Origin of the sequence: Kitasatospora sp. NPDC058406 (assembly GCF_042722765.1) — a bacterium.
Taxonomy (GTDB): domain Bacteria; phylum Actinomycetota; class Actinomycetes; order Streptomycetales; family Streptomycetaceae; genus Kitasatospora.
Genome location: NZ_JBHXKE010000017.1, coordinates 44,172 through 54,760, shown reverse-complemented (window position 1 = coordinate 54,760; position 10,589 = coordinate 44,172). Strand labels below are relative to the sequence as shown.

Annotated in this window: 7 protein-coding genes and 2 pseudogenes; 7 read left to right on the top strand and 2 right to left on the bottom strand. The window is 75.0% G+C overall.

Features of this window, described 5'->3' with window-relative positions; genetic code table 11:
- Positions 1-145: 145 nt before the first annotated feature.
- Positions 146-1,471, bottom strand: a complete 1,326-nt coding sequence (locus tag ACFWOG_RS05800) for an MATE family efflux transporter (RefSeq protein ID WP_380355183.1) — start codon at positions 1,469-1,471, stop codon at positions 146-148.
- Between the two features lie 589 nt (positions 1,472-2,060).
- On the opposite strand from ACFWOG_RS05800, the gene dnaB reads away from it, so the two are divergent.
- A complete protein-coding gene (dnaB, locus tag ACFWOG_RS05795) occupies positions 2,061-3,575 on the top strand; it encodes a replicative DNA helicase (RefSeq protein ID WP_329948397.1) in 1,515 nt (504 codons plus the stop codon).
- A gap of 88 nt (positions 3,576-3,663) precedes the next feature.
- On the opposite strand, the gene manA is transcribed toward dnaB, so the two are convergent.
- On the bottom strand, positions 3,664-4,863 hold the full coding sequence (gene manA, locus ACFWOG_RS05790; RefSeq protein WP_380355180.1) for a mannose-6-phosphate isomerase, class I: 1,200 nt from the start codon (positions 4,861-4,863) through the stop codon (positions 3,664-3,666).
- Between the two features lie 316 nt (positions 4,864-5,179).
- Here manA and ACFWOG_RS05785 point away from each other — a divergent pair, with 316 nt between their 5' ends.
- From ACFWOG_RS05785 to ACFWOG_RS05760, 6 genes and pseudogenes are all read left to right on the top strand, one after another.
- Positions 5,180-5,941, top strand: coding sequence for a polyprenol monophosphomannose synthase (locus ACFWOG_RS05785; protein ID WP_329884835.1), 762 nt, complete (start codon positions 5,180-5,182; stop codon positions 5,939-5,941).
- 310 nt (positions 5,942-6,251) lie between these two features.
- Complete coding sequence (locus tag ACFWOG_RS05780; RefSeq protein WP_380355178.1) at positions 6,252-7,298, top strand: MBL fold metallo-hydrolase; 1,047 nt, start codon at positions 6,252-6,254, stop codon at positions 7,296-7,298.
- A 23-nt stretch (positions 7,299-7,321) separates the two neighbouring features.
- Positions 7,322-7,891: pseudogene (locus ACFWOG_RS05775) on the top strand (molybdenum cofactor guanylyltransferase); the annotation flags it as partial.
- 171 nt (positions 7,892-8,062) lie between these two features.
- A pseudogene (locus tag ACFWOG_RS05770) lies at positions 8,063-8,314 on the top strand (DUF6457 domain-containing protein); the annotation flags it as partial.
- Positions 8,311-9,522, top strand: coding sequence for a molybdopterin molybdotransferase MoeA (locus tag ACFWOG_RS05765; protein WP_380355176.1), 1,212 nt, complete (start codon positions 8,311-8,313; stop codon positions 9,520-9,522). The pseudogene ACFWOG_RS05770 and the gene ACFWOG_RS05765, both read left to right, overlap by 4 nt.
- Positions 9,519-10,574 carry a potassium channel family protein gene (locus ACFWOG_RS05760; RefSeq protein ID WP_380355173.1) on the top strand — a complete coding sequence of 352 codons (1,056 nt, stop codon included), beginning with the start codon at positions 9,519-9,521 and terminating at the stop codon, positions 10,572-10,574. Before ACFWOG_RS05765 ends, ACFWOG_RS05760 begins: the two co-directional genes overlap by 4 nt.
- Positions 10,575-10,589: the final 15 nt, after the last annotated feature.

Sequence of the window (10,589 nt, the reverse complement as noted above, 5' to 3'; positions counted from 1 at the left end):
CGCGTGCCTGCCAACCCGCGCCGCGGCGTGGGTGGTCGCACCACCCCTGCCGTTGACCCGCCGACCCATTGCCCCGTGCGCGGCCCCCCCCGGGGGGGGGAGGCCGGCCCTCGGTCGTTCCCGGGCGGGACCGCCGGTCCGGGCCTCAGCTCCGGACCGCCCCGGTGACCAGCCACCGACCGCCCAGCGCCCGGCGGACCAGGAAGCCGCCGCGGACCAGCATGAAGAGGTTCATCGCCCACCAGAGCCCGGCCAGGCCGGTGCCGCTCGCGGGCACCGCGAGGGCGGCCGGCGCGAACACCGCGAGGGTGGCGAGCATCGCCCAGGCCAGGTACGGGCCGTCCCCGGCGCCCATCAGCACCCCGTCCAGGACGAAGACCAGCCCGGAGACCGGCTGGCAGAGCGCGAGCAGCAGCAGGACGGTGTTCAGCTGGGCCTGGACCGCCGGGTCCGGGGTGAAGAGCGGGACGTACAGCGGCCGGGCGACCACCACCAGCAGGCCCAGCAGCACACCGGCACCGACGCCCCACTCGATCATCCGCCGGGTGGCGGCCCTGGCCCCCGGGACGTCCCCGGCACCCAGGTAGCGGCCGATGATGGCCTGGCCCGCGATCGCGATCGCGTCCAGCGCGAAGGCGATGAAGAGGAAGACCGTCATGGCGATCTGGTGCGCCGCCATCCGGTCGTCGCCCAGCCCGGCGGCCACCGCGGTGGCGATCATCAGGATGGCGCGCAGGCTCAGGGTGCGGACCATCAGCGGGCCGCCGGCCTTCGCGCTCGCCCGGATCCCGGCCGCGTCCGGCCGCAGCGAGGCCTGCTCGCGGCGGGCACCGCGCACCACCACGTACAGGTAGGCGCCGGCCATCCCGGTCTGTGCCAGGACGGTGCCCCAGGCCGAACCGGCCACGCCGAGTCTGGCGCCGTACACCAGCCCGGCGTTCAGGCCGAGGTTGGCGGTGAAGCCGGCGACCGCCACCACCAGCGGCGTCCGGGTGTCCTGGAGACCGCGCAGCACACCGGTGGCCGCCATCACCATCAGGACCGCCGGTATGCCCAGCGCACTGATCCGCAGGTAGGTCACGGCGTACGGGGCGGCCGTCGGCGAGGCGCCCAGCACCCCGGCCGCCCAGGGGGCGAGGAGCAGGGTCAGGACGACCACTCCGGCCGACAGGGCCAGGGCGAGCCAGATGCCGTCGATGCCCTGCTGGACGGCGGCCCGGCGGTCCCCGGCGCCGATCCGGCGGGCGACCGCGGCGGTGGTGGCGTAGGCGAGGAAGACGAAGACCCCGGTGGCGGTGGTGAGCGCGGCCGAGGCCACGCCGACACCGGCCAGCTGCGCGGTGCCGAGGTGGCCCACGACGGCCGAGTCGGCCATCAGGAAGAGCGGCTCGGCGACCAGGGCGCCGAAGGCCGGGACGGCCAGGGCGAGGATTTCCCGGTCGTGCCGGCGGCGGTCCGTGAGGAGGGTCATGGGGTCCAGGCTACTCATCCACAGGTAACAGCCGCCAGGGCATTTCGTCGCTTACTCGGAAGTGTGAGCGACCGGCTCGCCGACGTCTGTGGCCACCGCCACCCGGCTGTGTGTGAAGTATTTCTCATGCACAGCCCCGGGACGAGGGAATTGCAGGTCAGCGGGTTGACGGTGGATCGATGGTCTGGTTATCCACAGGGCTTTCCACAGGGGCGTCCACAGGTTTGCGGTACTTCTCCACAGTCGTGGGCCGCTCGTCCACACCCCCTGTGGATAACCGCCTTGGCTGAAGGGCTCCCGGCACCTTAGCGTGGGCCCTCCGCCCGACACTCCCACCCGCTCCGGCGTCCGATTTGTCGGTGCGGTGGCGTAGAAATGCGGTGGCGCGGAACGAGGCTCCGCCGCAGCCGGCCACCGGCAAGGACCGCTCCAACTCGCACCACTCGCTGATCGGGGAACACGCGTGACCGGCCCCCAGTACGACGACCACGACGCCCCGCCGCCCGAGGACGACTGGCAGACCGCCGACGACCCGTTCCCGGTCGGCGCCTTCGCCGACGCCCCGTTCCCGGACGGCCCCGGCGACCGGCTGCCGGTCTCGCGCGGACGCGGCGGCGGAGCGGGCCAGGGCGGCTCGGGGGGCGGTTCCGGGGGCGGCTTCCAGAAGGGCGGCAAGGGCGGTTCCGGAGGCTCCGGGGGTTCCGGGGGCTTCCAGCGGGACGGCGGCGGCAAGCGGCGCCAGGGCGGCGAGGAGGAGCGCGCCGAGGGCGGCCTCGACGGCTTCGAACGCGTCCCCCCGCAGGACCTCGCCGCCGAGCAGTCCGTCCTCGGCGGCATGCTGCTGTCCAAGGACGCCATCGCCGACGTGGTCGAGGTGCTCAAGCCGGCCGACTACTACCGGCCCGCGCACGAGCTGGTCCACGGCGCCATCCTCGACCTCTACGCCCGCGGCGAGCCGGCCGACCCGATCACCGTGGCCGGCGAGCTGACCAAGCGCGGCGAGCTCCAGCGGGTCGGCGGCCCGGGCTACCTGCACACCCTGGTCAACTCCGTCCCCACCGCGGCCAACGCCGAGTACTACGCCCAGATCGTCCACGAGCGCGCGGTGCTGCGCCGGCTGGTCGAGGCCGGCACCCGGATCGCCGGCATGGGCTACGCCGCCGAGGGCGACGTCGACGAGATCGTCAACGCGGCCCAGGCGGAGATCTACGCCGTCACCGAGCAGCGCACCAACGAGGACTACGCACCGCTCGCCGACATCATGGAGGGCGCCCTCGACGAGATCGAGTCGATCGGCTCCCGCAACGGCCAGATGTCCGGCGTCCCGACCGGCTTCGCCGACTTCGACGCCCTGACCAACGGCCTGCACCCCGGTCAGATGATCGTCATCGCGGCGCGTCCCGCCATGGGAAAGTCCACCCTGGCGCTGGACTTCGCCCGGGCCTGCTCGATCCAGCACAAGCTGCCGAGCGTGATCTTCTCGCTCGAAATGGGCCGCAACGAGATCGCCATGCGCCTGCTCTCCGCGGAGGCCCGGGTGGCGCTGCACCACATGCGCTCCGGATCCATGACCGACGACGACTGGACCCGGGTCGCCCGCCGGATGCCGGACGTCAGCGAGGCACCGCTCTTCATCGACGACTCGCCGAACCTGTCGATGATGGAGATCCGCGCGAAGTGCCGCCGGCTCAAGCAGCGCAACGACATCAAGCTCGTCGTCATCGACTACCTCCAGCTGATGCAGTCCGGCGGCTCCCGCCGGGCCGAGAACCGCCAGCAGGAGGTCTCCGACATGTCGCGAAACCTCAAGCTGCTGGCCAAGGAGCTGGAGGTGCCGGTGATCGCGCTCTCCCAGCTGAACCGTGGCCCCGAGCAGCGCACCGACAAGCGGCCGATGGTCTCCGACCTGCGTGAGTCCGGCTCGATCGAGCAGGACGCCGACATGGTCATCCTGCTCCACCGCGAGGACGCCTACGAGAAGGAGTCACCGCGGGCGGGCGAGGCCGACCTGATCGTCGCCAAGCACCGAAACGGCCCCACCGCCACCATCACCGTGGCCTTCCAGGGCCACTACTCCCGCTTCGTCGACATGACCCGGGACTGACGGCCGAAGCCGTCGCACGGGGGAGGGGCAGACCCGGAAGGGGCGGACCCGGACGGGCCGGGGCGGACGCCGCCCGGGCCCGCCGGCGTCAGAGCGTGACGGTCGCGCGGAAGACGGTGGCGCCGGTGCCGGTGAGGCGGGTGGTGGTGCCGGTGGCCGGCAGGAAGGCGGACTCGCCGCGGGCGAGGTCCAGGGTGGTGCCGTCGGCGGCGGTGAGCCGGGCGGTCCCGGCGGTGCAGAGCAGGATCTGCGGGGCCCGGCCGTCCACCTCCCGGTCACGGCCGTCCAGGGCGAACCGGGAGAGCCGGAACTCGTCGATCGGCACGGGGTAGAGCTCCTCGCCGGGCGTCCCGTCGACCGGTACCGGCAGCAGCGGCGCCGGCGAGCAGGCGGCGAACTCCACCACTTCGAGCAGCTCCGGCACGTCGATGTGCTTGGGGGTGAGCCCCGCCCGCAGCACGTTGTCCGAGTTGGCCTGCAGTTCCACGCAGACGCCGTGCAGGTAGGCGTGCGGCACACCGGCGCCGAGGTAGAGCGCCTGACCGGCCCGGAGCCGGACGTGGTTGAGCAGCAGGCCGGCGATCAGCCCGCGGTCCCCCGGGAAGTCGCGGGTGATCCGGGTGTACGGGGCGTACGGGCCGTCCGGGTCCTCGGCGGCGGCCTTGTCGACCGCCTCGGCGGTGTCCCGGACCGCGGCCCCGGCGGCCGGACCGTCCAGGTCGAGGGCGGCGGCCAGGGCACGGCTGAGCGCCTCGGCCTCGTCGCCGGCCCCCAGCAGGGCGATCAGCGGCTCCAGCGCGGGCACCCGCAGCCCGGCCAGCAGCGCGGCCGCCCCGGCGGGCCGGCGGAAGCCGCAGAGGCCGTCGAAGTCACCGAGCGCGCAGATGAGTTCGGGCTTGTGGTTGTCGTCGCGGTAGTTCCGGTGCGGGGCGTCCAGCGGGATGCCCCGGGCGTTCTCGGCGGCGTACCCGGCCCGCGCCTGGTCGAGCGAGGGGTGGGCCTGGATGGAGATCGGGATGCCGGGCGCGAGCACCTTGAGCAGGAACGGCAGCGTGGGCCCGAACCTGGCCACCGAGGCGGCGCCCAGCTCGCGTTCCGGGTCGGCGGCGATCAGCTCGTCCAGCCGGCGCGGCCCGTCGCCCCGGTCGGCCCGGGAGGGGTCGCCGGGGTGGGCGCCCATCCAGAGCTCGGCCTGCGGTTCGCCGGTCGGCTCCTGTCCGAGCAGCTCGGGGAGTGCGGTGACCGATCCCCAGGCGTACGGGCGGACGGTGTTGACGAGCTTGTCCATGGGCGCGGTCCTGCTCCTTTGCTGCAGTGGCTGACGGGTCCCTGCCGCCGGGCGGCGGTCCCCGGACGGGCGGGCGATCCGGGCAAAGGCCGGGCATCGACCCTAGCCGACCGGCCCCTCCCCGGGGGAAACGGCCGGTACCGACCGGGAGTGCCTCGGGCGGCGGGGCAGTCCGATGACGCGGTAGTAGGATGCCAGGACCCAGTGTTTTCCACAGTGGTCTCCAGGTCGGCGGGACGCCGCCGGGGACCGCGTCTTCTGATGAGTGCGGGCAACGGTGACTGGCACTTCCCGCCACCGGCCGAGAGGTTAGTACGTGACCGTCAACCAGCAGAGTTTTGCTGATCTCGGCAGGGTGCTGGTGATCATCCCGACCTTCAACGAGGCGGAGAACGTCGAGTCGATCGTCGGCAGGGTCCGCGCCGCCGTTCCCGAGGTCCACGTCCTGGTCGCCGACGACAACAGCCCGGACGGCACCGGTGAGCTGGCCGACAAGCTGGCCGCCGAGGACCCGCACGTCCACGTCCTGCACCGCAAGGGCAAGGAGGGCCTGGGCGCCGCCTACCTGGCGGGCTTCCGCTGGGGCATCGACCAGGGCTACGACGTGCTGGTCGAGATGGACGCCGACGGCTCGCACCGCCCCGAGGAACTGGACCGGCTGCTGACCGCGCTGCGCGGCGCCGACCTGGTGCTGGGCTCGCGCTGGGTGCCGGGCGGCCGGGTGGTGAACTGGCCGAAGTCTCGCCTGCTGCTCTCCCGCGGCGGCTCGACCTACTCGCGGCTCATGCTCGGCGTGCCGATCCGGGACGTCACCGGCGGCTACCGGGCGTTCCGCAAGGAGACCCTGCTGGGCCTGGGCATGGACGAGGTCGCCTCCGCCGGGTACTGCTTCCAGGTCGACCTGGCGTGGCGGACGGTGAAGGCCGGCTTCAAGGTGGCCGAGGTGCCGATCACCTTCGTCGAGCGGGAGCTGGGCGCGTCCAAGATGAGCCGGCACATCGTGGTCGAGGCGCTCTGGAAGGTCACCTCCTGGGGTGTCGCCGACCGGGTGGCCCGGCTGACCGGCCGGAAGGCCTGAGCCGGCCGGAGCGGCCGGGTTCCGGGCCGGGCCCGGAACCGCGAGTGGGAAGGCGTGCCCCGTCGGGCGCGCCTTCCGCGCTTTCGGCGCGCCGTACTCCCATGCTGTAGGGCGCGGGGACCCGGACGACGGCCGTCCGACCCGCCACCCGCCCGGCCGTACCGCAGGCCGGACCGCGGCCCGGCCCCCGCCGGGTCCGAGGTGCGGGAGCGCCGGGCAACCGGCCGACCGGGCAACCGGCCGACCGGACCGCAGGCCGGACCGCCGAACAGGACCGCCGAACAGGACCGCAGACCAGAGGGAGCAGCCAGTGACGTCGTCCTCGCCCGAGGAGAACGCCGCCCCGGTGGACGCGGCGGCCCCGGTGGACGCGGCCGACGGAGCCGCCGCCGAACCGCCGGTCCGACCGCTGGAGACCGCCGTCTTCACCGGCCCCGAGTCGGCCTTCTTCGCCACCTCCACGCTGATCCTCGGCGAGCGCACCGCGATCCTGGTCGACGCCCAGCTGACCCGCAGCGCCGGCCGCGAGCTGGCCGAGTGGGTCGCCGGCAAGGGCCGCCGGCTGCTCGCCATCGTGGTCACCCACCACCACCCGGACCACTACTTCGGTGCCGAGGAGGTGCTCCGGCTCTTCCCCGAGGCACAGCTGCTGGCCGCTCCGCCGGTGGTGGACGGCATCCTGCGCACCGCCGCCGCCAAGGTCGCCCAGTGGAAGCCGGTCTTCGGGGACGACATCCCGGACCACCCGCTGGTGCCGGCCCCGCTGCTGCCCCAGCCGCTGATGCTCGACCGCCAGGTGATCCCGGTGCTGCTGCTCGGCCAGGGCGACTGCGACGGCTCCACGGTGGTCCACGTGCCGAGCATCCGCACCGTGATCGCCGGGGACTTCGTCTACAACGGCACCCACGTCTGGACCGCCGACACCACGCCGGAGCAGCGCACCGCGTGGACCCGCAACCTCGGCCGGATCGCCGACCTCGGGGTCGAGCGGGTGATCGCCGGGCACCGAGCGCCGGAGCAGGGCGACGAGGCGGCCCGGGTGCTCGCCTTCACCGGCGAGTACCTGCAGGACTTCGACCGTCTGCTGGCCGAGCACCCGGACGACCCGGAGGCGCTGGCCGCGGCGGTGAACGAGCGGTACGGGGAGCTGACCCTCCCGGCGGTGCTGGAGCTGAGCGCCGCCGCCAACACGGCGCGGGCGGCAGGGCCGGCGGAACCTGCGGAGCCGGGTGGCCCGGAGGAGACCACGGAGCCGGGTGGCCCGGAGGAGTCCGCGGAGCCGGACGCGCCGGGGGAGACCGCCGCCGGGCCGGACGGGCCTGCGAAGGAGCCGGGGGCCGGGTCGGACGGGTCCTGACCCGTCCGGCGGATACTGGCGGCATGACCCCGTACGACGTGATCGTCCCGGCCGGCGGCGCCGCCCGGCGGCTCGGCGGGGCGGACAAGCCCGGCCTGACCGTGGGCGAGGCCACCCTGCTGGACCGGGTGCTCGCGGCCTGCGCCGGAGCCCGCACCACCGTCGTGGTCGGCCCGGCCCGGTCCACCGCCCGCCCCGGCGTCCGGTGGACCCGTGAACGGCCGCCCGGCGGCGGGCCGGTGGCCGCCGTGGCCGCCGGCCTGGCCGAGGTGACCGCCGACCTGGTGCTGCTGTTCGCCGCCGACCTGCCGTTCCTCGACGAGCGGACCGTCCACCGGCTGGCCGCCGCCCTCGACGCCGCCGCGCCGGACACCGAGGCGGCCGTCCTGGTCGACGCCGGCGGACGTGACCAGCCGCTGGCCGCCGCCTACCGCGCCGCCGCCCTGCGGGCCGCGCTGGCCGCCGCCGGAGACCCCGCGGGGCTGCCGCTGCGCCGCCTGACCGGCGGGCTGCGCACCCTCCGGCTGGCCGACACCGACGACGTCACGTACGACTGCGACACCTGGGAGGACCTGGCCCGGGCCCGCGAACGCGACACCACCGGACCCACCGCCTAGCCCGCCGCCCGGCCCACCCCCGGCCCCCACCTCCGGCCCGCTCACGTGCGCCGGCGCCTGGGCGTGAGCGAAACGACGCGCGCCGCTCACCGGGCAAACATGCCGGGGAAACCACCGATCGGGCAGCATGGGCGCATGGAGCGCACGCTGGATGACTGGATCGCCGAGGTCCGGGCCGAGCTGGACATCGACCTGGACGTCGACGTCCACGGACTGCTCGACCTGGCCCGGGTGGTCGCCCACGGGGTGGCCCGGCCCGCCGCGCCGCTGACCGCCTTTCTGATCGGCTACGCGGCCGCCCGGCAGGGCGGCGGCCCCGGGGCCGTCGCCGAGGCGGCCCGGCGGACCGCCGCACTCGCCGAGCGGTGGGCGGCGGACGCCGAGCCGGGGCGGACGTGAGCACGGTGGAGGAGCTCGCCGTGCTCGACCAGCCGCCGGCCCCTGCCCGACCGACGAGCTGGGCGCGGGCCAGGGACGCCGCCCGCCGGGCCGGCCGGACGCCGCTGCCGCCGCTGCGCCTGCCGCTGGCCGGGGCGCTCGGCCACACCCTCGCCGAGCCGCTCGCCGCGCTCACGGACCTGCCCGCCTTCGACACCTCGGCCATGGACGGCTGGGCGGTCGCCGGCCCCGGCCCCTGGCGGGTGGCCGGACGGCAGCTGGCCGGCCGGCCGGCCACCGGGGCGCTCGCCGACGGAGCCGCCGTGGAGATCGCCACCGGCGCCCAACTGCCCCCCGGCGCCACCGCCGTACTCCGCCGGGAGCACGGCGAGCCGGCCGGCCCGTTGCTGTACGACCGCACGCCCGGCTCGCTGACCACCGGCCAGGACGTCCGCCCGCGCGGCCAGGAGTGCCGGCTCGGCGAGCCGCTGCTCCCGGCCGGCACCCCGGTCGGTCCGGCCGTGCTGGGCCTGGCGGCCGCCTGCGGCCACGACCTGCTGACCGTCCGCCGCCGCCCGGTGGTCGAGCTGCTGGTCCTCGGCGACGAACTGCTCGGCTCCGGCCTGCCCCGGCCCGGCCTGGTCCGGGACGCGCTCGGCCCGCTGCTGCCGCCGTGGCTGTGCGCCGCCGGGGCCACGACCGGCGAACCGCGCGCCGTCCGGGACGACTTCGGTCTACTGCGGGACGCCCTGCGGCACTCCACCGCCGACGTGGTGGTCACCACCGGCGGCACGGCCGCCGGACCGGTGGACTACCTGCACCGGGCGCTCGCCGAGGTCGGCGCCCGGCTGCTGGTGGACGGGGTCGCCGTGCGCCCCGGCCATCCGATGCTGCTCGCCGAACTGCCCGGCGGTCGCCACCTGGTGGGCCTGCCCGGCAATCCGCTGGCCGCCGTGGCGGGGGCGGTCACGCTCGCACTGCCGCTGCTGCACGGGCTGGCCGGCCGCTCCACCGCCCGCCCGGTCCGGGCGGCGGCCGTCGACGACCTGCCCGGGCACCCGGCGGACACCCGGCTGCTCCCGGTCCTGCGCACCGACCGAGGGATCGTCCAGCTCCGGTACGACGGACCGGCGATGCTCCGGGGTCTGGCCCGGGCCGACGCACTGGCGGTGGTGCCGCCCGGCGGCGCGGCGGCCGGCGACCTGATCGAACTGGTGGAGGCCCCGTGAACACCCGACGCAGGCGCGAGCGGTTCCCCGGCCCGCTCACCCCCGGGACCGAGCCCTGGGCGGACGCCGGGATCGTGCTGCCGGCCCGGCGGTCGGCGCCCGCCGTCCGGCAGGTCGGCGTCCGGCTGCTGATCGCGCTCGCCGTGCTGCTGGCCACCACGTTGGTCGTCTGGCTGGACCGCGACGGCTACAACGACAACGCCGGCGGCGGGCTGAGCTTCCTCGACGCGGCGTACTACGCCACCGTGACGCTCTCCACCACCGGGTACGGCGACATCACCCCGTACAGCGAGGGTGCCCGCCTCACCAACATCTTCGTGATCACGCCGCTCCGGGTGGTCTTCCTGATCATCCTGGTCGGCACCACCCTTGAGGTGCTCACCGAACGCACCCGTCAACAGTGGCGGTTGAACCGCTGGAGGTCCACCGTGCGCGAGCACACCGTCGTGATCGGCTACGGCACCAAGGGCCGCAGCGCCGTCGACACGCTGCTCGGCCAGGGAGTGCGCAAGGACGAGATCGTGGTGGTCGACCCGCAGCGCAAGGTGGTCGACCAGGCCGCCCAGCACGGCCTGGTCGGCGTGGTCGGCGACGCCACCCGGACCGACACCCTGATCCGTGCCGGACTGCCCACCGCCGCCCGGGTGGTGGTCGCGCCGGAGCGGGACGACACCGCCGCACTGGTCACCCTGACGGCGCGCCAGCTCACCAGGGCGGCCACCATCGTCGCCGCCGTCCGCGAGGACGAGAACGCCCCGCTGCTCCGGCAGAGCGGCGCGGACGTCGTGGTCACCAGCTCCAGTTCGGCCGGCCGGCTGCTCGGCATGTCGATGCTCAGCCCGCACGCCGGCGAGGTCATGGAGGACCTGCTGACCTACGGCAACGGCCTGGACGTGATCGAGCGCCCCGTCACCCGGGCCGAGGCCGGGCACAGCCCGCGGGAGTGCGAGGACCTGGTGGTGGCGGTGGTCCGCGGCCGCCGGGTGATCAACTACACCGAGCAGGAGGCGCAGACGCTGCAGCTGACCGACCGGGTGATCGTCATCAAGTGATCCGGTTGCCCGTAG

Bases quoted from the DNA above. Each gene is read 5' to 3' on its own strand.
- ACFWOG_RS05800 (WP_380355183.1), bottom strand. From the start codon at position 1,471: ATGACCCTCCTCACGGACCGCCGCCGGCACGACCGGGAAATCCTCGCC.
- manA (WP_380355180.1), bottom strand. From the start codon at position 4,863: ATGGACAAGCTCGTCAACACCGTCCGCCCGTACGCCTGGGGATCGGTC.